The sequence below is a fragment of the Sphingobacterium sp. HJSM2_6 genome (genome assembly GCF_049316305.1).
Taxonomy (GTDB): domain Bacteria; phylum Bacteroidota; class Bacteroidia; order Sphingobacteriales; family Sphingobacteriaceae; genus Sphingobacterium.
Map to the genome: position 1 here is coordinate 196024 of NZ_JBMOXB010000002.1, position 24035 is coordinate 220058.

Below are 24035 nucleotides of genomic sequence, written 5' to 3' on the forward strand. Positions count from 1 at the left end.
AATTAAATAGTTTTAATAGCTTTCATCGCAGTCATAGCTTTACGCAATTTTCTACCTACAATTTCAACAGGATGGTTACGCAATACTTCATTGATTTGAACCAATGTAATATTATCTACCGATGCATCTCTACCTTCATTGTAATTTTTACCAACTACATCGCTGTCTATTTTTTTCATGAAATCCGTTAATAATGGTTTACATGCTTGATCGAATAAGTAACAACCATATTCAGCCGTGTCGGAAATAACACGATTCATTTCGAATAATTTTTTACGAGCAATGGTGTTCGCGATAAGCGGGGTTTCATGTAATGATTCATAATATGCAGATTCTGGTTTAATTCCAGCCTCTACCATCGTTTCAAATGCTAATTCCACACCTGCACGTACGAATGCAACCATTAATAAGTAATTATCGAAATACGCTTGTTCATCAATTTTCACGTCACCAGCTGCAGTTTTTTCAAACGCAGTTTCGCCAGTTTCGGCACGCCATTTTAACAAGTTTGCATCGCCATTCGCCCAATCTTCCATCATGGTCTTGCTAAATTCGCCAGACATAATATCATCCTGATGCTTCTGGAATAATGGACGCATGATATCTTTCAATTCTTCCGAAAGTTGGAAAGCTTTAACTTTTGCAGGATTGCTTAAGCGGTCTAACATTCCACTTACACCACCATGCTTCAAGGCTTCAGTAATGACTTCAACACCATATTGAACCAATTTAGAAGCATATCCTGCATCAAGACCTTTCTCAATCATTTTATCAAATGATAGGATAGATCCAGTTTGCAACAAACCACATAGAATAGTTTGTTCACCCATTAAATCAGATTTTACTTCCGCTACAAACGATGATTTCAAAACACCTGCCTTGTGACCTCCTGTACCTACACAATAGGCTTTCGCTTCTGCCCAACCTTTTCCTTGTGGGTCATTTTCAGGGTGAACCGCGATAAGTGTTGGAACCCCAAATCCTCTCAAGTATTCCGCACGAACTTCTGAGCCTGGACATTTTGGAGCCACCATGATCACCGTAATATCTTTTCTAATTTGCATACCTTCCTCCACAATATTAAAACCATGTGAATAGGATAGAGTAGCTCCTTGTTTCATCAATGGCATAACTGCATTGATGACAGCTGTATGTTGTTTATCTGGCGTTAAATTAATAACTAAGTCTGCTGAGGAAATTAATTCATCATAGGTACCTACTGTAAAATTATTATCAGTAGCATTTTTCCAAGAATCTCTTTTTTGTTCAATAGCTTCTTTACGCAACGCGTAAGATACATCGAGTCCGCTATCTCTTAAGTTTAATCCTTGATTTAATCCTTGAGCACCAGCACCTACGATTACGATTTTTTTACCTTTTAAAGCATTTATTCCATCAGCAAATTCTGCTGAGTCCATAAATTCTGCTACTCCTAATTGATTGAGTTGTTCTCTAAGAGGTAATGTGTTGAAATAATTTGCCATTGTAATACTATTTAAAATATTTTTTCAGTTTAGATTTTTATTTGTTGTTAATGATTCGTTTTTGAGCGATAGCATATCCGAAATGTACATTATCATGGCCAGATGTAGTTGCAATAACATCCTCAAAGCTCTGTAGTACATTGCCATATGTTGCTGTATCGTAAGGTGTAATGTGCTTAAAAACACCTGCTTGATAATCTTTTTCTATTTGCACGATGCTATCAATAGCGAGCGTTTTTAATTCGTCTACTTCCGCTTGACTAACGATGTAAGTAGGCTTTGTGCCTTTTGCATACGCAGAAACATATTTCACTGAATCTGCATTTTCCCAAATGCCTGTACGTACATAGCATAATGTTTGGGTACTCACGACGATATGCCCAAAATTCCAAATGATATTATTATTGAATCCTGTTGGAATATGGTTCAACTGATCGATTGTTAAACTATCAATCAACTGAATAAATGCTTTTCTACTTGCTATTATAAATTTAAATACGTTATCCATTATATTGTTAACTATAGGTTATTGAAAACCCAATTACATCGTGAAAACTTTATCTTGTTGATCCAAGAATTCATTCTCCACCATTTCTGGTGCGGGCTCTTCTTTTTCGAATTGCTTTAATTTAGTATGAAAACCTGCACTGTCCTTGATGATTGCAATGCGAGCTCCGCGTACAAACTCAATTAAACTGTATTTACCCAATTCTTCGGTCAGCCGGTCTATTTCCTCGCGATGCCCTGCAGTTTCAAAAACGATATAATCGTTTCTGATCACGACTACATTAGCTCCATATTGGCGTAATAGACGTTCCACATACGCTTTTTCTGCGATAACATCTGCTGGAACTTTATATAAAGCTTGTTCTTGCCATATTAATTCCTCGTTGGTATTGTAATAGGCTTTAAGAACTTCCACTTGTTTTTCAATCTGACGACATAGTTTTCTCACCACTTCTTCCGATTCTGTAATTAAAATCGTGAAGCGATGTATTCCATCGACTTCTGAAGGGGAGGTGTTTAAGCTTTCAATATTGATTTTGCGTCTTGAAAATATCCCTGATATACGACCGATCATTCCAATGGAATTTTCAGTATATAAGGTGATGGTATATTCTTGTTTTTCCATGTTATTTCAATCTTATTTCAGAAACGGATGTTCCTTGTGCGACCATAGGGAATACATTGTTTTCTTTGCCAACCATGACTTCCAATAAATAAGCTCCATCATGATCCAGCATCGTTTTTAATGCATTTCTCAAATCTTTACGTTCGGAAATTTTATTTCCATCGATATAGTATCCTTTGGCTACTGCAACAAAATCTGGACTCGTGATATTCACAAATGAATAGCGTTTATCATGAAAAAGTTGTTGCCATTGGCGTACCATACCTAAGAACTCATTGTTTAAAATTAAGATCTTTACTTTGGCGCCAAATTGCATAATGGTTCCTAATTCTTGAATTGTCATTTGTATTCCACCATCACCGATGATTGCTACAACATCACGTTCCGGAGCACCATACCAGGCGCCTATAGCTGCTGGTAAACCAAAACCCATAGTACCCAAACCTCCTGAGGTTACATTGGATTTGGAACTATTAAATTTTGCATACCTACAAGTTACCATTTGGTGTTGACCTACATCCGTAACGATTACCGCATTTCCACCAGATAATTCATTCAATACTTTGATGACTTCACCCATGGTCAAAATGTCTGAACTTGGATTTAATTCTTCTTGAATGACTTCTTTGATTTCCTCTTGCTCTAGTGCTCTAAATTTTTGAACCCAAGCCGTATGGTCTTGTTTCACTAACAGGTCTGTCAACATCGGTAATGTTTCTTTACAATCACCCCAAACTGGAACTGTCGATTTAACATTTTTATCAATCTCCGCGGGATCAATATCCAAATGAATAACTTTCGCCTGTTTGGCATATTTATCCAATCGACCAGTGACACGGTCATCGAAACGCATTCCTATGGCTATTAATACATCACATTCGTTTGTCATTACATTAGGAGCATAGTTTCCATGCATCCCAAGCATACCAACGTGTAATGGGTGATCAGTCTCCAAGGCGCTTAATCCCATGACGGTACTTGCGGCAGGGAAACCACCCTTCTCAATGAAATTTTTGAAATCTTGTTCTGCTTTTCCAAGAATTATCCCTTGTCCAAATAAAACAAAAGGTTTTTTTGCTTCATTAATTAATTTTGCCGCTTCCTCTACATATTCTTTTCGAACAATCGGAGTCGGACGATAACTGCGTACATGATTACAGCGTTCATAGCCCTCGTAATCAAACAGTTGAATTTGAGCGTTTTTCGTAATATCAATCAATACGGGTCCAGGTCTTCCTGTTCGGGCAATATAAAATGCTTTTGCCAATACACTAGGTATTTCCGTTGCATCCGTAACTTGATAATTCCACTTCGTAACTGGAGTGGTAATATTGATGACATCTGTTTCTTGGAAAGCATCTGTTCCTAACAAGGATGCAAATACTTGGCCGGTGACACAGACTATAGGATTACTATCGATCATTGCATCTGCTAATCCAGTGACCAGGTTGGTTGCTCCAGGTCCAGAGGTAGCAAAAGCCACACCCACACGTCCTGAGGTACGTGCATAACCTTGTGCAGCATGTACTCCACCTTGTTCGTGACGGACCAGAATATGCTTTAATTGCTCATTGTAATCATACAATGCATCATAAATTGGCATAATAGCCCCTCCAGGATACCCAAATATGGTATCCACCCCCTCGTGGATTAAAGCTTCTAATACAGCTTGGGAACCCGAGATTTGGGTTTTGGCAGCTATGGTTTTTGGTTCCATAGTTTCCGTTTTTTCAAGTGTACTCATTTTTTAGTTTTTATTGTTAAACATTAGCCTTCAGACATTTTGTTTTAGAACAATTTCTGCCGAATAAATGTATTTTGTTTACTATTTAAATTATATAGAGATTTCAAACATTCGAAATGAGCGCAAATTATAAAATCTCACCTCGCATTTCTCCTTTATAAATCTGTCACACAACCTTGTGAGGCATTTGCTACTGTTTTAGCATATTTATACAATACCCCTTTGGTAACTTTTAATGCAGGTTGGGTCCAAGTTGAACGTCTATTGGCAATTTCTTCTTCCGAAACTTGCAAATTAATGCTGTTGTTTACAGCATCAATTTCAATGATGTCGTCATCTTGTACCAATCCAATTAATCCACCTTCAAAAGCTTCAGGGGTGATATGTCCCACAACGAAACCATGTGTTCCGCCTGAAAATCTACCGTCGGTGATTAGTGCAACGGTACTACCTAATCCAGCGCCAATAATCAATGAAGTTGGTTTAAGCATTTCAGGCATTCCTGGTGCTCCCTTAGGACCTTCATTTTTAATAACGATAACATCGCCTTTTTGAATTCTTCCTGTTTCCAAGCCTTTTACTAAATCCTGCTCTCCATCAAATACACGTGCAGGACCAACAAATTTTTCCCCTTCCTTTCCAGAGATTTTCGCTACAGAACCTTGCTCGGCAAGATTTCCGTATAAAATCTGCAAGTGACCAGTAGCTTTGATTGGTTTATTTAAAGGGTGAATAATAGCTTGATTATAATCCATGATGGATTTTACGTCTGCTAAGTTCTCTGCAACGGTCTTTCCCGTCACGGTTAAACAATCCCCGTGTAATAAGCCTTCATCCAATAAATATTTCAATACAGCAGGAATACCACCATATTGATGTAAATCCTGCATCAGATATTGACCAGAAGGTTTAAAATCTGCTAATACTGGAGTCTCATCAGACATACGTTGGAAATCATCAGGGCTAATATCTACACCCACTGATTTACCCATTGCTATAAAATGTAATACTGCATTGGTAGAACCACCTAATATCACAATTGCTCTCATTGCATTTTCGAATGCTTTACGAGTCATGATATCGGAAGGTTTAATATCTTTTTCTAATAGAATTTTAATGTATTTACCTACTTCTAAACATTCTTGTTTTTTATCCTCCGAAGTCGCAGGATTAGAGGAAGAATAAGGTAAGCTCATTCCCATAGCTTCAATTGCAGAGGCCATCGTGTTTGCTGTATACATACCTCCACATGCTCCTGCACCGGGACAAGTATGTCGGATAACGCCATCATAATCTTCGTCTGATATTGTTCCTGCAATCTTTTTACCTAAAGCTTCAAAAGCGGATACGATATTTAATTCTTCACCTTTATAATGACCAGGAGCAATAGTACCACCATAAACCATGATAGCAGGTCTATCTAAGCGACCCATAGCCATAATTGCGCCAGGCATATTCTTATCACAGCCAGGTATTGCAATTACTCCATCATAATACTGTCCACCACAAATGGTTTCGATACTATCTGCAATAACATCTCTTGATACCAATGAATAACGCATTCCTTCAGTACCATTACTCATCCCATCACTTACGCCAATGGTTCCAAAAGTTAATCCCACTAAGTCATTGTTCCAAATGCCTTTTTTAACGACTTGTGCCAAGTCATTTAAATGCATGTTACAGGTATTTCCATCATAACCCATGCTGGCAATACCGACCTGTGCTTTTTCCATATCTGCATCCGTAAGCCCAATTCCATAAAGCATGGCTTTAGCTGCTGGTTGTGTTTCATCTTGGGTGAAGATACGGCTGTACTTATTGATCCCCTTTTCGTTATTAGATGATGACTTCATAATTCTCTTGCTCTAATACTAAGTTTTTATATTTTCGTTGAATAGATGCGCCAATACTATCTTCCCAATCTTCGGAGAAGATCATATTGTCGATTTGTTTAATTCCTATTATACCAGCTGCAGTGCCACTTAAAAAGGCACTATCAGCTTCGTATATATGTTTGATGGTTAGTCGTTTTTCTATTATTTCAAAATTCAAGCTCTTACAGATTTCAATCACCGTTTCCCTCGTAATTCCTGGGAATATATTGCCCAATGGTGGGGTGTAAATTTTGAAATCTTTTTCTATAAATAAGTTTTCACTTGATGCCTGAGCTACAAAGCCATCTTGATCCAATAATAAGGCCTCATCAAATCCATTTTTTATCGCATCACTAGTTGCTAAAATAGAATTGATGTACTGCCCAGAAACCTTCGCTTCAGTAGGGAAGGATTTTGGATTTGGTCGCTCAATCTTTGAAATATTTACGCGTAATAAGTTTTGTCCTAAATAAGGGCCCCATTCCCAAGCAGCAATCATGATGTTGGCAACGTTTGAAGATGTTAAATGCATGTTTGAACCTGAAAAAACCAAGGGACGGATATAAGCCTCCCGCAGATTGTTCAGTTCTAATAATTCATAGGACTTTTCTATAAGCGTTCGATTATCCCATTCAAAGGGAAGTCCGATGGTCTCACATGATTTTGCTAATCGTGCAAAATGTTCCTCTGCTTTGAATATTCTTGTCCCGTTATGGGTACTATAGGCACGCAATCCTTCGAAGGCACCATAACCATAATGTAGGGATTGTCCAAACATATCTATTCCTGCACTGCTTGCTTGCACAAAATCAGTGTTTAAATAGATTAACGTGTCTTGATTATAATATTCCATAAATCCCTCAATGGTTTTCTTATGTCAGCATAATACTTAGGCAAACACAAGGCTTCTTATTTAATACAATGGTAAGTTAAGCCGAATAAAAATTCTTTACAATAGGCAATCTAATTATTTTGAATAAGTTTATTATTTCGTATTTATAATTTTTGGAAAATTATATTTTACTAATATAGCTATTATTGTTAATATAATTTTGTAGTCTGTAGACTCGAATTAAAATTGGTATATTTTTTAAAATGGCTATTTTTTTCAATTTCTATCCAAATTCTTCCTAAAAATCAAAAATGGGGTATATTTTTATTTAAAATCTAAGCGCATGGGTGAACTGGATTTGATGAAAAACTGGACTTATTTTAGGAAAATCTTACTGTAAATAAAAAGCCCTTAAAACTGGAAGTCTTAAGGGCTTTTATAATCTTTTATAGCGCTATTATCCGGATATTCCTTCAGCTAATATGACGATATTGTTTTCCTTAACTTCGACCACACCACCTTTAATAATAATGACAATTTCCTCATTATTATTCTTGACAATGACCTTACCATCTTCTAGCGTAGACACAATAGCCGCGTGATCTTTCAAAATTTGAAAAGATCCTGCCGATCCTGGTACGGTAACCGCAGTTACTTCACCTTCATAAGCTAGTTTGTCTGGAGTAATTATAGTTAATTTCATTCGATATTGAGATGTGAGATGTTCGACAGGAGATCTGAGATCTTTAAAAATTTGAGAATACAATATTAAATTATATTCTCAAATCCCATAGCTCTTGTCAGCAATCTTTTTTAAAACTTAAACAGCCTCTGCTAATAATTTTTTACCTTTTTCAATCGCTTCATCAATACTTCCTACTAGGTTGAAAGAAGCTTCAGGATATTCATCAACTTCTCCATCAATGATCATGTTAAATCCTTTAATGGTGTCTTTGATATCTACTAAACATCCTTTTAAGCCTGTAAATTGCTCTGCTACGTGGAAAGGTTGAGATAAGAAACGTTGAACACGACGTGCGCGGTGTACTGTTAATTTATCTTCTTCAGATAATTCGTCCATACCTAAGATGGCGATGATATCTTGCAATTCTTTATAACGTTGTAGAATTTCTTTCACACGTTGTGCAGTATTATAATGCTCATCACCTAAAACCGCTGGAGAAAGAATACGAGAAGTTGAATCTAATGGATCCACTGCTGGATAGATACCTAATTCCGAAATCTTACGTGATAATACTGTTGTTGCATCCAAGTGAGCAAATGTTGTAGCTGGCGCAGGGTCAGTTAAATCATCTGCAGGTACATATACCGCTTGTACGGAAGTAATTGATCCGTTTTTAGTGGATGTAATACGCTCTTGCATAAGTCCCATTTCAGTAGCTAGGGTAGGTTGGTAACCTACTGCTGAAGGCATACGACCTAATAATGCCGATACTTCAGAACCTGCTTGTGTAAAACGGAAGATATTATCGATAAAAAATAATACGTCACGACCTTTTCCTTGGCCATCACCATCACGGAAATATTCCGCTATAGTAAGTCCAGATAATGCTACACGAGCACGTGCACCTGGAGGCTCATTCATTTGACCGAATACAAACGTACATTTTGATTCTTTCATTAATTCTAAATCAACGGTATCTAATGGCCATTGACCTTTTTCCATTTCTTCCATGAAATGATCTCCGTATTTAATAATACCAGATTCCAACATTTCACGAAGTAAATCGTTTCCTTCACGAGTACGCTCACCAACACCAGCAAAAACGGATAGACCACCGTGACCTTTAGCGATATTGTTGATTAACTCTTGAATTAATACTGTTTTACCAACACCCGCTCCACCGAACAATCCAATTTTTCCTCCTTTCGAATAAGGTTCCAATAAATCGATAACCTTAATACCAGTGAATAATACTTCTGATTCTGTAGATAAATCCTCAAACCTTGGAGGAACATTGTGAATCGAACGACCGTTTGATTTATCCAAGCTTTTGATCCCATCAATTGGATCTCCAACAACATTAAATACACGACCTTTAATTTCTTCACCTACAGGCATTTTGATTGGGGCACCTGTGTCAACCACTTTCATACCACGAACTAAACCTTCGGTAGCATCCATCGCAATTGTACGTACACGTTCTTCACCTAAGTGTTGTTGAACCTCTAATACAACACGTTGTCCATTTTCTTTTTCAATGTACAATGCATCGTAAATCTTAGGAAGATTTTCATTGTCGGCAAAGTTGACGTCAACCACTGGGCCGATAATCTGTGCTATTTTACCAATATTGGGCATATTCTGGGGACTAAAATTTATTAATCAATTTAAATACAGCCTTTTTACAGGCTCCATTTTGGAATGCAAAAATAAGTTTTATCTAGTTAAAACCAAAAGAGATAAGCATATTTAATTTTTATTTTTTCAGAAACCCATTCATTTTAACTTTTGACGCTTGTTTTTTAAGTTATTGCATGGACTTTTTAACTCGTCGGTAGAACAGAATCCACATTTATGATGCTATTTCCTTAAAACAATTTTAGTTTTTATTACAAAAGGACAGAATATGCGTCTTAGAATCCTTAGTTTTATAAGGAACTAAGTCCCTTATTTATGAAATATCTGCTGCTTCTATGCTGTTGTCTGAGTTTTCCAGGAATGCTTTCTGCGCAATGGAATTATCCGACATACCAAGCACTTCAACAACAAATTAAATCCATAGGATCTTTGAAACAATCTACGGTCACTAACATAGGAAAAAGTTATGCTCATGAAGACATTCCTATTATTAAAATCCAACAAGGAACAGCGATTAAACCTACTTTATTAATCATTGCTGGCGTAGATGGTAAACATCCTGCAGGAATTATTAATGCATTAAATGTTAGTCAACAGTTACTATCATTGCCTGCTGATGAGCTGAATGTACTATTGGATAAAAAATCGATTTGGATAGTGCCTTTATTAAACCCTGATGCGTATAAGCGAAATAGCAATGCCTTGCATTGGTCCTCAGGGAATGCACGTAATATTGACAATGATCGAGATGGTCGATTGGACGAAGATCCTCCTCAAGACTTAAATAACGACGGAGTAATCGCTCAGATGCGGGTGAAAATGCCCGTAGGCCCATATAAACCCCATGTTTTGAATGCAGACTATATGCAACGGGTGGAAACTAATAAAGGGGATAAAGGAAATTATGAACTCTATGCAGAAGGGTTAAACGCCGATATGGATGAATGGTTTGGAGAAGATGGCGAGGGAGGGGTAAATATTGATCGTAATTTTACTTTTGATTATCCGTTTTTTGAACAAGAATCTGGCGATTATGCAGCATCTGAACCAGAGACTAAGGCTATCGTTGATTTAATTTTCAATCATCCACAAATTGCAACAGTACTTCATTTTGGGTTACAGAATAATTTATCCATTGCAGAACAATTTGATCAGCGAAAAGCATCCGAACGTATTGTGCAATCCTGGACCAATCAGGATGTGCAAGTATCTAACTTGGTTAGTCAATTTTACAATGAACATATGAAACCATTGGGAGAGGCCTCAAAGTTGAATCCCAATAAAGGTAATTTAAGTAATACCATATATTACCATACTGGTAAATTTAGCTTTGTTACTCCTACCTGGTGGGTGCCAGCGGTAAAAGATTCTAGTGCACAAAAAATAAATTTACCCACGAGTAAGCCTGAAGAGAAGTTTATGTTATGGGTAAAAGATCAGTCCATACAAGGAGCCATTTTACCATGGACAAAAGTAAATCATCCTGCTTTTCCAAATCAAGAGGTGGAAGTAGGTGGTGTTGTTGAACGATTTATACATAATCCTCCTCTGAATTTTTTAGAAGAGTCGGCTACCCTACATACACGGTTTATTGTTCGCTTGTTGAAAGCAATGGCCGTCCTTGAATTCACAGAACCAAAGATTGAAGCTTTAGGAGAGGATATTTATCGAATAGAAATAAACGTGTATAATACAGGTGAAATGCCAACCTATCCAGAAATTGCAGACCGACTGAAACAGGTGTCGAAAATGAAATCCATCTTGGATTTACAAAAAAGTCAGCAGTTTTTAAGTGGAAAGCGCCTTCAATTACATCCATCCTTGAAGGCGGGTGAATCGAAAAGCTTTTCTTGGTTAGTGAAAGGCAAAGGTAAGGTCCAGTTAACGGTGGGGTGTCCATCCGCTGGAGAAAAAACAATTAGCATTAATCTTTAAGCCATATCATGATGAAATTAATAATAAAAATTTCCCTATTAGTTTTTTTGTTTGGGATCTTTGATGGGTATGCACAACAGAAAAAAAGCGATATTCAGGAAGAAATTGCTGGCCTACGCGCTGTAGGATCGCCCTCCAATCCTAAGGTACAAATGAATTGGAGTCGCTATCATGACTTAAAGCAAATGGAACAATTTTATAAGGATCTGCAAAAAGCCTACCCAGAATATGTCAAATATGAATCTATTGGTAAAAGTTATGAAGGCCGAGATATATTTGTATTGACTGTTACAGATTTTAAACATGGGGATGCCAATCGTAAACCTGCTATGTGGATCGATGGGAATATCCATGCCAATGAATTGCAAGGTTCCGAAATCGCTATGTATACGGCTTGGTATTTAGTAGAGAATGTACATACAGTAGATTTTATTCGGGACTTATTGAAAGATAAAGTGTTTTATATTGCGCCAACCATCAACCCTGATTCTCGAGAATACTTTATTTATGAACCAAACAACATGCATTCTTCAAGGACAGGTCGACGACCATTTGATAATGATGGTGACGGGTTGGTTGCTGAAGATTTATACGATGATTTAGATGATGATGGTCAAATTGTGATGATGCGTCGAAAAACTAAAACCGGAAAATATAAAGTAGATCCGGAAAATCCTAACCGCATGCTGATGGTTAAACCTGGGGAAATTGGAGCGTATGAAATGTTGGGTTTTGAAGGGATTGATAATGATGGAGATGGATTGGTTAATGAGGATATAACAGGTACCTATGATCCTAATCGCGATTGGGGATGGAATTGGCAGCCTAGTTATGTACAGCATGGAGCCTTATATTATCCAGGTACATTGCCAGAAACTCAAGCCGTTAAGAAATTTATTTATGCACATCCCAATATTGCAGGAGCACAATCTTACCATAATTATGGAGGAATGATTTTAAGGGGGCCTGGAGCAGCTGAAGATCAACAATTTTATTCTCGAAAGGATATTCAAGTATATGATGCGCTAGGAACGGCAGGAGCTAAGATGTTACCAGGTTATAATTACATTGTAATCCATAAAGATTTATATACGGTGTATGGTGGTGAAATTGATTTTCTGGCTTTAACTCGTGGGATATTTACCTTCTCCAATGAATTAATGACCAGTTATAAACTGTTTAACAACAAGGAAGATGCTGGATTAAGAGGTTCGGATGAATATATTGATTTTGATAAATACCTGATGTTTGGTGATGCCTATGTGCCTTGGAAGGAATATGACCATCCGCAATTTGGTAAAATCGAAATAGGGGGTGCTAAAAAGAACTATACTCGAAATCATCCAGGATTTTTATTATTAGAAGATGCTCATCGAAATGCCGCATTTACCATTTATCATGCCTACCATATGCCCAAGTTAGAAGTGTTGGAAACGACGGTAAAATCCTTGGGTGCTAATTTATATGAAGTTAATGCCACGATATGGAACGATCGGATTATTCCAACTCACTCCGATCATGATGTGCGTTATAAAATTGAAAGACCAAACCTTATTCATTTAGAAGGCGCACAAGTATTGACCGGTATGCGCGTCTTGAACGCGGATTTTAATGAAACAGTAGAACAACGTTTTCAACCCGCTCAAATTGAAGTGCCTAGTATTGAAGGGATGTCTGCGGTAAAAGTAAGATGGATTGTGAAAGGAAAACCAGCAAACCTTAAAATTATTATTGATAGCGCTAAAGGAGGTAAAGTAGAGCATCAGGTGAAGTCTGAAGGGTAGCTCAGGCTCCGCCAGATCAACTGCTGCCGTCATCGCGAGCTTGCGAAGCAAGCTCGCGATGATATATTCAAGTACATTAACTCGATTTCGAACCACAGAGGAAATGATTATTCTGAAAAGAACTGAATATTATTTATCCTTAATTAAAATAAGTATAATCAGGTAATCAGTGGTTCAACACTATCCTCGAAAAGACGTTTAACCTTAGGAAGCTACGCTTGAGCTAGTAGCACCACATTTATAAAAAAATCGGCAACGGATAACGTACAGCTTCTTAAATACCCTTCTACATCTTCAACAGTTATACCCGCTTGACGAAGGTGAAAAGCAGTACGTGTTTGCACTGCTCGATGCGTTCCTCGCCAAAAATAAGATGCAGGCGATACTAACGTAAAAAGCCCGAACTAGAGAGATCGGGCTTTCAATCCTTTTACCTACAGATATCGAATACAGATATCGAATATCCCAAAGTTTAAGATTATTCTTATTAACAGTACATTGCATCGACGTGCATGAGATACACAAACCTATTAAAGCAAACATCAAACACCACCTTTAGGTACTTTCATAACATTTTACCTTCAGACAAATCTCCTCGATAGTTTTCGCCCGCTTTTGTTGACTGCTTTACTTCTCTTTTAACAGATCCTTTGACTAGAAAGACGTATCGTCGGACTTACCGTCATCTCCAATAAGTTTAACAGTCTCCCAAAAATTCTTAACATAAATAGGATCTCTTTTATCAGGATCTATAAATCTGATTGGATTATTAAATGCATAGGTGAATGCTGACCATCTTCTACTTTTCTCCGCAAGCGGATCTACCACATTCCATCGTCCGCATCATAGAATCTTTTTCAGCTTTTAGACGCTTCTCCTTCGGATCTTCGTCGGACATCGTTTGGATCTTATTTGTAAATTTCCGATGAATCTCCATAGTTAATCCAATGGAGTATTGAATGATTTTTAAACGTTTTTAAATAAACACTAAGACATGCTTAGAAATAAAAAAGCCTGAGCGTACAGCTCAGGCTTATGTTTTAATTACTAAAATCTAATCTCTTAGAATTTAAGAATTTCGTTTCAATTGTTCGTCCAATAATTGGCGTTTGAGCAATTGTTCCTTTTCCATAGATTTTTTACGGAGATTTTGCAGTTCTTCCTGTAATTGGTCTACGGTGTTTTTACTTTCGTCGGTATCTACTTTCGCTTTTCGGAAAGCAACCAAAGTTGCAAAGAAAGCTAATCCGAGAACGATAATAATTGACCATACTAAGGTATGATAGGAACTTTTGGAGAAATTAATACCCAAAAAACTGATGCTGTCGGTTTTATTTTGCTCTACTTCTAAGCTTGCGGATAAATGCTGCACAGAATCCTTCAATCCTTTGATACTTCCAGCGGAAGAAGATGCACTACCATTCAGCTCGGTGATTTCTTTTTTGTATCTACTTAAGGAATCTTTTACATTTTGGCGGATGATGTCCAAATTGCTTTTCCTAATTATTTTGAAGTCCGCATCTTGAGATCTAGATTGAATGTTTAAAATCACAAATTGGCTATCTAGACTTGTTGACCGTAATTTTTGTTGAAGTGTTTGACCAAACACTGTAGGTGTTAACACCCAAAACAATACTAAAAAAGATAAAATTCGCATATTAAAAATGTTTTTCTCGCTTAATAAAATCAAGTTTAGCAATTTAATTAAAAAATCTAAAATAAACTCAAATTTAACCTGTTTAATAAATAGATTAATACTTTTTTAAAATTACTTAATCTTAAGGAATGCGATTGTTCTTTAGCGATTCTACGTTCAGTTATTTCTTTTTTTTCAGTAGCTAAACTTATTTAATATCAAGTTTTAAATAATGTTTCTATTCTTTTAAAGGATTAGTAAAAATAGCTCTTCCAACTTCCTGTGCATGAATTTTAATTAACTTTAACCTGATTATAAACGTATTAAACCATTGGTTTTCAGTAATGGGAAGAGTTCCATAATTCTAGTTAAGCCGATGAATCAGGATCAGGATTCTTTGATAAAGCAGTAAGAAGGGTAAGGTTTGGGTTGAAGGAATCTGCTTGTTTAAGAGAATTGAATACAAGTTAATTTTTCAATTTTTTGAGATGATAGATAAAACTGTAGAGCATGCTTTTGCCGCCATCCAAGACGTAAGAGATGGAATGACCATTTCCTTTGGAGGATTTGGATTATGTGGGATCCCGGAGAATTTAATTCAAGCATTGTGGCAAAAAGGTATAAAAGAATTATGCTGCATCAGCAATAACGCTGGTATAGACGATTTTGGATTGGGTATTTTATTGAAGAATCGACAAGTAAGAAAAATGATTGCTTCCTATGTTGGTGAAAATGCAGAATTTGAACGGCAGATGCTAAGTGGCGAATTGGAAGTTGAACTTATTCCTCAAGGCACATTGGCGAGTAGACTCATGGCTGGTGGATATGGTTTTCCTGTTATTTATACGCCAGCGGGAATAGGAACAGAATTAGCCGATGGCAAAGAACAACGTCGATTTACTTTTCATGGAGTGGAGAAAGATTATTTAATGGAATATGCTTTTGAGCCTGATTTTGCATTTGTGAAAGCTTGGAAAGGGGATCGGTCTGGAAACTTGGTTTATCGTGGTACTGCTCAAAATTTCAATCATGCTATGGCGATGTGTGGTAAAATTACGATTGCCGAGGTGGAAGAATTAGTAGAACCTGGTGAACTCGATCCTAATTTTATTCATACCCCTGGAGTTTTTGTTCATCGAATATTCCAAGGGGCTAATTATGAAAAAAGGATAGAACAACGTACAGTAAGAAAAAAAGAAGATTATGCTTAAACGTGTATTTATTGTCGCAGCTAAAAGGACGGCGATTGGATCTTTTGGAGGAAGTTTATCCAAAATTCCGGCAACGAAATTAGGTGCGCACGTGTTAACTGCCGCTGTAGATGCTGCAGGGATTACTTCGGATCATATAGATGAAGTTTATATGGGGTCTGTTCTTCAAGCGAACCTGGGGCAGGCACCAGCTAGACAAGCATCAAAATATGCAGGTTTTGGGGATCATATTCCAGCAACTACGATCAATAAAGTCTGTGCAAGTGGAATGAAAGCGATTGCGGTAGGTTTGCAACAAATTCTATTAGGAGATGCAGAGGTGGTTGCAGCCGGAGGAATGGAAAATATGAGTTTAGTTCCATATTATCAAAGCTCCAATAGGTGGGGAGCTAAGTTTGGAGACCAAATACTAATTGACGGAATTGTAAAAGATGGTTTGACTGATGTGTATAGTCAGCAAGCAATGGGTTCATGTGCGGAAATTTGTGCAAAGGAATATGGATTTAGTCGAGCGGATCAAGATCAATATGCTATCCAGTCTTATACCCGGAGTAAAATAGCTTGGGAAACTGGAAAATTTAATGCGGAAATAACTCCTTTGATGATCGAAAACCGGATGGGTAACGTAATAATACAACAGGATGAAGAGTATAAGCAAGTCAATTTTGAAAAAATTGCGCAGTTGAAGCCTGCATTTGATCGAGAGGGTACCCTTACTGCAGCCAATTCATCGACATTAAGTGATGGGGCTGCAGCAGTAATCTTAATGAGTGAACAGAAAATGTTGGAATTAGGGGTTAAACCATTGGCTGAGATTATCGGCTATGCGGATGCGGAGCAAACTCCTGAATGGTTTACAACGAGTCCTGCTTTGGCAGTACAAAAAGTATTGCAAAAAGTCGATATGGTCATTGATGATATAGATTATTTTGAATTTAATGAAGCATTCTCTGTGGTGGCTTTAGCAAATGCGAAAATACTTCGGGTTTCGACAGATCAACTCAATGTGTATGGAGGAGCTGTTTCTTTGGGACATCCCCTAGGTTGTTCAGGTGCTCGGATATTGGTGACTTTATGCCATATTCTACAACAAGAAAATGGTTCTTATGGATTGGCATCTATCTGTAATGGTGGTGGTGGCGCGAGTGCCATGATTATTAAAAAATGCTAGGATATGTTAGATAAGTTTGGAATTGCAAAGCGTATAGCGCAAGAAATCAAAGATAAATATTATGTCAACTTAGGAATAGGAATTCCGACCTTGGTGGCGAATTATATACCAAAGGATATGCAAGTGGTATTGCAAAGTGAAAATGGCATGTTGGGTATGGGGCCTTTTCCTTGGGAAGGAGAGGAGGATGCGGATTACATCAATGCGGGAAAACAAACCATCACCTCTTTGCCGGGGGCTGCATTTTTTGATTCTTCCATGAGTTTTGGGATGATCCGATCCCGAAAAATTGATCTCACTATTCTAGGTGCCATGGAAGTTTCCGAACATGGAGACATAGCGAATTGGAAAATACCGGGGAAAATGGTGAAAGGCATGGGAGGAGCAATGGATTTGGTGGCCAGTGCTGATCATATCATTGTTGCTATGCAACAGGTGAATAAACTAGGGGAATCTAAGTTACTGCCGGCATGCGAACTTCCACTAACGGGGATACGATGTGTCAAGCGAATAGTTACTGAATTGGCTGTTTATGATATTCATCCTTCAGGAGGTTTTGTATTAATCGAGTTGCATGAAGGGGTATCCTTAGAAGAGGTAAAAAAGAGTACCGCGGGAAAATTGATTTATTAAAGATATTTTTTATTGCGAGCTAAGACCAAGTAAATACTTGGTCTTATTTTATGGTTTAAATTTCTCATTTTGAATAATTTCTATTCAAACGATCAAACAAGTTAATTTTTGCTATAGTAAAATACCATGACAGTCCATAACAGTTAAAAATAAAAATTAGAATATCTTCGGATTAAGTTATAACCTAAAATATTTTTAAAAGGAAGTTATGAATGCATTAGCAGGTGTTATATTTCATTTAATTGGAGGATTTGCATCCGGAAGTTTTTATGTTCCGTACAAGAAAGTCAAAGGCTGGTCTTGGGAAGCGATGTGGATATTGGGGGGATTGTTTTCCTGGATCATTGTTCCACCTATCGCCGCGTATTTAACTATTCCAAATTTTGTAGAAATTATAAGTAATACAGAGCGTAGTATTTTAGGATATACGTTTTTATTTGGTACCCTATGGGGAATCGGAGGATTAACCTATGGACTTGGGGTTCGATACCTTGGTGTCTCGCTCGGAAGTAGTGTTATATTAGGTTTAAGTATGGTTTTTGGGTCTTTAATGCCAGCCATATATTACTTTTTTAACAAAGCTGATGGAAAGCATGGTATAGACTATTTCTTTACTGAAAGTGCAGGGATATGTGTTTTGATAGGTTTGATGGTCTGTGTGTTAGGTATTTATTTGTGTGGAAAGGCTGGTGTGTTAAAGGAGAAAGGTTTAGCCAATTCAACCAATGAAAATTCAACAGAATATAACTTTGGATTGGGAATAATTGTTGCGATCGTATCAGGCGTATTAAGCGCATGTTTTAACTTCGGAATTGAGTCAGGCAAACCCATGGCAGAGGTAGCTAATAATTTATGGAAAGCTGCAAATCCTGGAGAAGGCGAGTTTTTATACCAAAACAATGTTACCTACATTGTGATTTTGTGGGGTGGTTTTACCACCAATTTTATATGGTGTTTATATTTATTATTTAAGAACAGAAGTTTTGGTGATTATACCAAATCATCGACACCACTAGGTAAGAATTTTCTCCTATGTGCCGTTGCAGGTACGACCTGGTATTTACAATTCTTTTTCTATGGAATGGGAGAGAGTCGTTTAGGGAATGGAGCAAGCTCATGGATTCTTCATATGGCATTTATCATCTTGATATCCAATGCTTGGGGAATTGCGTTAAAAGAATGGAAAGGCGTTAGTAAGCCAACATATAGGGCGATTATAGCCGGTATTGTTACCATTATACTGTCTATATGTATAGTTGGATTTGCTAAAACACTAGAATAATAACTTAAAAATTTCAAAACAGTGAGAACATACAAGCATGTAAATTATTTGTGGAACGAAGAGAAAGCTCAATCCTTAGTTGGGGATGAAGTAGCTCTACTATTATACCGTTCGAATTTATTGGGTTCGGATTTAAGAATCACAAATTATGGGGGTGGAAATACGTCCTGTAAGTTGGTGGATAAAGACCCCTTAACTGGAGAAGAAGTGGAAGTGATGTGGATTAAAGGTTCCGGAGGCGATATCGGAACATTGAAAAAATCTGGACTTGCCGCTTTGTATGTAGATCGATTGAGAAACTTAGAGAATGTGTATCGTGGCATTGAGCATGAGGATGAAATGGTTGAATTGTTCAATCATTGCATTTATGACCTAAGCTCTAAAGCGCCATCTATTGATACACCATTGCATGGGTTCTTACCATTTGCACATATCGATCACCTTCATCCAGATGCTGCCATAGCAATTGCTGCAGCGAAAGATGGTAAAAAAATAACGGAAGAATTATTTAATGGTACTATCGGATGGGTTGATTGGCAAAAACCTGGTTTTGATTTAGGCTTGCAATTAAGAGACTGTTTAGCAGCTAACCCAGGTATTAGAGGGATCATGTTAGGATCTCACGGTTTATTTACTTGGGGAGATACAGCATACGAATGTTATGTAAATTCTTTGGATGTTATTGAAGCTTGTGCCGCTTATTTAGAGGAAAACTTTGGTAAAACTAGACCTGTATTTGGAGGTCAAAAAGTAGAAAGTCTTTCTGCGGAAGATCGTCAAGCTCAAGCATCTAAAATTGCACCAATTTTGCGTGGATTCTGTTCAAGTGAACGCCATATGATTGGTCATTTTACAGATGATGCTCGTGTATTGGAATACATTAATTCGAATGATTTGGAACGTTTGGCTCCATTGGGAACAAGTTGTCCAGACCATTTCCTTAGAACGAAAATTCAACCATTAATTTTGAATTTGGATAAAAATGATGATCTAAGTGATGTTGCTGCATTAAAAGAAAAATTACAGCCATTATTCGAAGATTATAGAGCTATGTATACCGAATATTATGAGTCGTGTAAACATGAGAATAGTCCAGCAATTCGTGATAGAAATCCTGTAATTATTATTTACCCTGGAGTGGGGATGTTTGCTTTTGCAAAAGATAAACAAACTGCTCGTGTTGCTGCAGAATTCTATACGAATGCAATCAATGTGATGAAAGGATCGGAAGCGGTAAGTGAATATACTTCTTTACCTCGTCAAGAAGCTTTCAATATTGAATATTGGTTGTTAGAGGAAGCTAAATTACAACGCATGCCTAAACCGAAAGCCTTGTCTGGAAAGATTGCTTTAGTGACTGGAAGTGCTGGTGGTATTGGTAAAGCGATTGCGAAGAAATTTGCAAACGAAGGTGCTGTTATCGTGTTGAATGATTTGAATTTGGAACGTTTAGCCGGTACAGAAGAAGAATTTGTGAATGCATTCGGTAGGGATAACGTGATCACTGCGCAATTGGATGTTACTAATGTGGAACAAATTCAAGCGGCATTTGCGAAAGCAGCCATTAGTTTTGGTGGTATTGATATTGTTGTAAACAACGCTGGATTGTCCATCTCTAAATCGATTGAAGATCATTCCGCGAAAGACATGGATTTACTTTACGATGTGTTAGTAAAAGGTCAGTTTTTTATCACTCAAGAATGTGTTAAAGTGATGAAAGCACAGCAAGTTGGTGGAGATATCGTGAATGTAGTTAGTAAAAATGCTTTGGTAAGTGGTCCAAATAATGCTGGTTACGGAAGTGCTAAAGCAGCTCAATTACATTTAAGTAGATTGAATGCAGCTGAATTAGGTGCAGATAAAATCCGTGTTAATGTTGTAAATCCGGATGCTGTAATTTCAGATAGTAATATCTGGGCAGGTGGATGGGCAGAAGGTCGTGCTAAAGCGTACGGTATTACTGTAGCTGAATTACCTTCGTTTTATGCTAAGCGTACCTTATTAAATGAGGTTATTTTACCAGATGATATTGCAAATGCATGTTTTGCTTTTGTCGGTGGCTTGTTAAATAAATCTACAGGAAACATATTGAATGTGGATGGTGGTGTAGCTATGGCTTTTGTTAGATAATAAAAATTTACCTCTCGTAGGTTGATTAACAATAAATTGTAATGAGAATTCAAAAAGAACAAATAGAAAAACACAATGCACAATTGAAAGCGAAGCATGAGCGTGCTTTCAATTTCATTGCTGAAGATATAAGTCAAGTAGAAGAAGTTATTGCCAAATTACAGAAATTTCAAATTGCTATTCCTAGCTGGGCTTTAGGTACTGGTGGTACACGATTTGGAAGATATTCTGGACCTGGAGAACCGGGAAATTTGGAGCAAAAAATAGAAGATGTTGGTTTATTACATGCTTTAAATAATTCAAGTGGCGCTATTTCATTGCATATTCCTTGGGATATCCCTCAAGATGCTGAAAAAATTAAAGAATTGGCAGCATCGTATAATTTAGTATTTGATGCAGTAAACTCCAATACTTTTCAGGATCAAGCAGATCAAGCGTATAGTTATAAATTTGGCTCCTTACATCATGTGGATCCAAAAGTACGTAAACAAGCAGTAGATCATAATATTGACGTTATTAATCAAGGGATTGCTTTGGGTTCAAAAGCATTGACTGTATGGTTAGCGGATGGTTCATCGTTTCCTGGTCAATTGAATTTTAGAGAGGCATTCCAAAATACGTTGGAAAGTTTGAAAGAAATCTATGCTCATTTACCTGCTGATTGGAAATTATTTGTTGAGTATAAAGCATTTGAGCCTTATTTTTATTCGATGACTATCGGAGATTGGGGACAATCTTTATTATTAGCAAACAAATTAGGTCCTCAAGCATATACCTTGGTAGACTTAGGTCACCATTTACCGAATGCGAATATTGAGCAAATTGTTGCTTTATTATTAATGGAAGGTAAACTAGGTGGATTCCACTTCAACGATAGTAAATATGCAGATGATGATTTAACTGCTGGAAGTATTAAACCTTACCAATTGTTCTTAATTTTTAATGAATTGGTGGAAGGTATGGATGCTCAAGGATTAGATCATGCTTCTGGTTTAGGATGGATGATTGATGCATCTCATAACTTAAAAGATCCATTAGTAGATTTATTACAATCTGTAGATGCTATTACGATTGCTTACGCACAAGCTTTGTTAGTTGATCGCGCCGCCCTTAAAGCTGCACAACAAGCGAATGATTTGGTGAAAGCACAACAAATATTACAAGATACTTTCCGTACAGATGTTCGTGCTATTGTTGCCGAGTCTCGCTTACGTAGCGGTGCAGCATTAGATCCTCTTGCATTGTTTAATGAATTGGATGTTCGTGGTCAATTGGTTGGTGAAAGAGGAAGCAATTCAGTAGCAACTGGATTATAAGTTATAGCATGAAGGAAAAACAACGTATACCGGTAGTTGCAGTTTTCGATGTAGGAAAAACGAATAAGAAATTGTTCCTTTTTGATGAGCATTACCAAATCGTATTCGAAAAATCAGCGCGGTTTTTAGAAACCAATGACGAAGATGGCGATCCATGTGAAAACCTGGAAAGTCTACGTCTTTCTGTATTCGATTCCTTACATGAGATATTTAGGAAAACAGAATTTGACGTTAAAGCCATAAATTTCACTTCCTACGGAGCTAGTTTTGTTTATATTAATGATAGTGGTCAGCCACTTACGCCATTGTATAATTATTTAAAAACTTTTCCAGAGGAAATGATGCAAAACTTACATACGAAATACGGTGGTACTGCTGAATTTTCTTTGGAAACAGCTTCTCCTGTATTAGGAAGTTTGAACTCAGGTCTTCAAGTTTACCGTCTTTTACAAGAAAGACCAGCACTTTTTGATCAAGTGAAATATGCTTTGCATCTTCCGCAATATCTAAGTTTTTTATTGTCGGGTCAGACTTATACAGACATGACTAGTATTGGTTGTCATACGGCATTATGGGATTTTAATACCAAAGATTATCACCAATGGGTTAAGGATTCAGGCTTGGCTGAGAAATTTGCTCCTATTGTACCTGCGAATGAGGTATTCCCAGCAAATTTTCCTGGTAGTACGTTCAAGATCGGTGTAGGGCTTCATGATAGTTCTTCTGCTTTGATACCTTACTTGTTGAATTTTCACGAACCTTTTGTATTAATTTCTACAGGAACTTGGTGTATTTCATTGAACCCTTTTAACGATTCTGCTTTAACAAAGAGCGAATTGGATCAGGATTGTTTGTTTTATCTATCTTATGCGGGAACTCCAGTGAAAGCGTCTCGTTTATTTGCAGGGTTTGAACATGATAATCAGGCTAAACGAATTGTTGATTTCTTTGGAACTACAACGGCAAAGTTTAAAAATTTAGATATTGACTGGGCCTTGATCGCTACGTTAGAGCAAGGTACTGTTGAAGAAGAATTAGATGCTTTTTCCAAATTGGATTTAAGTCAGTTTTCTGACTATGTTGTTGCTTATCACTCGTTGATGTTACATTTAGTGAAGGCACAGCTTAAATCGACGAATTTGGTGTTAGGAGATTCGAAAGCTACTCGCATCTTTGTGGATGGTGGTTTTAGTAAGAATCTTATTTATATGAATTTATTGGCTAGAGCATATCCTCAATTGGAAATCTATGCTGCTTCGATGGCGCAGGCAACTGCCATTGGAGCTGCACTCGTTATTCATGAGGAATGGAATAGTCAACCTATCCCGAATAACTTAATCGAATTACGTTATTTCAGGGCTTAAAAAGAAGTTTATTTTTTTAATATATCCGCTGAATCAAAGTGATGACAGCAATTTTGATCCGATCATCATCTAATAGGTGATCAACCCAGCCTTAATTTTAAATAGCTAACCGCCAGGTTAGCTATTTTTATTTTACGAAATGAGTAAGGTTTGAAAAATCGCCTTAAAGCACTGTTTTGTA

General features: G+C 37.2%; 19 protein-coding genes. 9 read left to right on the top strand and 10 right to left on the bottom strand.

The window, feature by feature from the left end:
- Window positions 1–2: 2 nt before the first annotated feature.
- From ilvC to atpD, 8 genes are all read right to left on the bottom strand, one after another.
- Window positions 3–1484, bottom strand: coding sequence for a ketol-acid reductoisomerase (gene ilvC / locus ACFRAE_RS03405; RefSeq protein WP_422795708.1), 1482 nt, complete (start codon window positions 1482–1484; stop codon window positions 3–5).
- 37 nt (window positions 1485–1521) lie between these two features.
- Window positions 1522–1992 (bottom strand): DinB family protein, encoded by a 471-nt coding sequence (locus tag ACFRAE_RS03410; RefSeq protein ID WP_422795709.1) that lies wholly within the window; start codon window positions 1990–1992, stop codon window positions 1522–1524.
- Between the two features lie 33 nt (window positions 1993–2025).
- Window positions 2026–2616: an acetolactate synthase small subunit gene (ilvN, locus tag ACFRAE_RS03415; RefSeq protein WP_422795710.1), complete on the bottom strand. Its 591-nt coding sequence runs from the start codon at window positions 2614–2616 to the stop codon at window positions 2026–2028.
- A 1-nt stretch (window position 2617) separates the two neighbouring features.
- Entirely contained in the window at window positions 2618–4360 is a 1743-nt protein-coding gene (gene ilvB, locus ACFRAE_RS03420; RefSeq protein WP_422795711.1) for a biosynthetic-type acetolactate synthase large subunit, read from the bottom strand.
- 155 nt (window positions 4361–4515) lie between these two features.
- A complete protein-coding gene (gene ilvD, locus ACFRAE_RS03425; RefSeq protein ID WP_422795712.1) occupies window positions 4516–6216 on the bottom strand; it encodes a dihydroxy-acid dehydratase in 1701 nt (566 codons plus the stop codon).
- Window positions 6200–7090 (bottom strand): branched-chain amino acid transaminase, encoded by an 891-nt coding sequence (locus ACFRAE_RS03430; protein ID WP_422795713.1) that lies wholly within the window; start codon window positions 7088–7090, stop codon window positions 6200–6202. The genes ilvD and ACFRAE_RS03430 overlap by 17 nt, the downstream gene beginning before the upstream one ends.
- 436 nt (window positions 7091–7526) lie before the next feature.
- Window positions 7527–7772: an ATP synthase F1 subunit epsilon gene (atpC, locus tag ACFRAE_RS03435; protein ID WP_422795714.1), complete on the bottom strand. Its 246-nt coding sequence runs from the start codon at window positions 7770–7772 to the stop codon at window positions 7527–7529.
- Between the two features lie 117 nt (window positions 7773–7889).
- Window positions 7890–9392, bottom strand: coding sequence for a F0F1 ATP synthase subunit beta (atpD, locus tag ACFRAE_RS03440; RefSeq protein ID WP_422795715.1), 1503 nt, complete (start codon window positions 9390–9392; stop codon window positions 7890–7892).
- A 315-nt stretch (window positions 9393–9707) separates the two neighbouring features.
- Here atpD and ACFRAE_RS03445 point away from each other — a divergent pair, with 315 nt between their 5' ends.
- The gene (locus tag ACFRAE_RS03445) at window positions 9708–11327 is read left to right on the top strand and encodes a M14 family zinc carboxypeptidase (RefSeq protein WP_422795716.1); all 1620 of its coding nucleotides are present in this window, start codon (window positions 9708–9710) and stop codon (window positions 11325–11327) included.
- A gap of 8 nt (window positions 11328–11335) precedes the next feature.
- On the top strand, window positions 11336–13111 hold the full coding sequence (locus ACFRAE_RS03450) for a M14 family metallopeptidase (protein ID WP_422795717.1): 1776 nt from the start codon (window positions 11336–11338) through the stop codon (window positions 13109–13111).
- Between the two features lie 799 nt (window positions 13112–13910).
- Here ACFRAE_RS03450 and ACFRAE_RS03455 read toward each other — a convergent pair.
- Together ACFRAE_RS03455 and ACFRAE_RS03460 are read right to left on the bottom strand one after the other, a co-directional pair.
- Window positions 13911–14048: a hypothetical protein gene (locus ACFRAE_RS03455; RefSeq protein WP_422795718.1), complete on the bottom strand. Its 138-nt coding sequence runs from the start codon at window positions 14046–14048 to the stop codon at window positions 13911–13913.
- 132 nt (window positions 14049–14180) lie between these two features.
- Entirely contained in the window at window positions 14181–14768 is a 588-nt protein-coding gene (locus ACFRAE_RS03460) for a hypothetical protein (RefSeq protein ID WP_422795719.1), read from the bottom strand.
- 467 nt (window positions 14769–15235) lie between these two features.
- Between ACFRAE_RS03460 and ACFRAE_RS03465 the strand changes: the two genes are divergently transcribed.
- The 7 genes from ACFRAE_RS03465 (at window position 15236) to ACFRAE_RS03495 (ending at window position 23854) form a co-directional block, all read left to right on the top strand.
- Complete coding sequence (locus tag ACFRAE_RS03465) at window positions 15236–15958, top strand: CoA transferase subunit A (RefSeq protein WP_422795720.1); 723 nt, start codon at window positions 15236–15238, stop codon at window positions 15956–15958.
- Complete coding sequence (locus ACFRAE_RS03470; RefSeq protein WP_422795721.1) at window positions 15951–17129, top strand: thiolase family protein; 1179 nt, start codon at window positions 15951–15953, stop codon at window positions 17127–17129. The genes ACFRAE_RS03465 and ACFRAE_RS03470 overlap by 8 nt, the downstream gene beginning before the upstream one ends.
- Window positions 17130–17132: 3 nt before the next feature.
- The gene (locus ACFRAE_RS03475; protein WP_422795722.1) at window positions 17133–17762 is read left to right on the top strand and encodes a 3-oxoacid CoA-transferase subunit B; all 630 of its coding nucleotides are present in this window, start codon (window positions 17133–17135) and stop codon (window positions 17760–17762) included.
- A 208-nt stretch (window positions 17763–17970) separates the two neighbouring features.
- Window positions 17971–19044 carry an L-rhamnose/proton symporter RhaT gene (gene rhaT / locus ACFRAE_RS03480; protein WP_422795723.1) on the top strand — a complete coding sequence of 358 codons (1074 nt, stop codon included), beginning with the start codon at window positions 17971–17973 and terminating at the stop codon, window positions 19042–19044.
- A 21-nt stretch (window positions 19045–19065) separates the two neighbouring features.
- Entirely contained in the window at window positions 19066–21174 is a 2109-nt protein-coding gene (locus ACFRAE_RS03485; protein WP_422795724.1) for a bifunctional aldolase/short-chain dehydrogenase, read from the top strand.
- A gap of 41 nt (window positions 21175–21215) precedes the next feature.
- The gene (locus tag ACFRAE_RS03490) at window positions 21216–22490 is read left to right on the top strand and encodes a TIM barrel protein (RefSeq protein WP_422795725.1); all 1275 of its coding nucleotides are present in this window, start codon (window positions 21216–21218) and stop codon (window positions 22488–22490) included.
- Window positions 22491–22498: 8 nt separating this feature from the next.
- Window positions 22499–23854: an FGGY-family carbohydrate kinase gene (locus tag ACFRAE_RS03495; RefSeq protein ID WP_422795726.1), complete on the top strand. Its 1356-nt coding sequence runs from the start codon at window positions 22499–22501 to the stop codon at window positions 23852–23854.
- Window positions 23855–24035 lie beyond the last annotated feature (181 nt).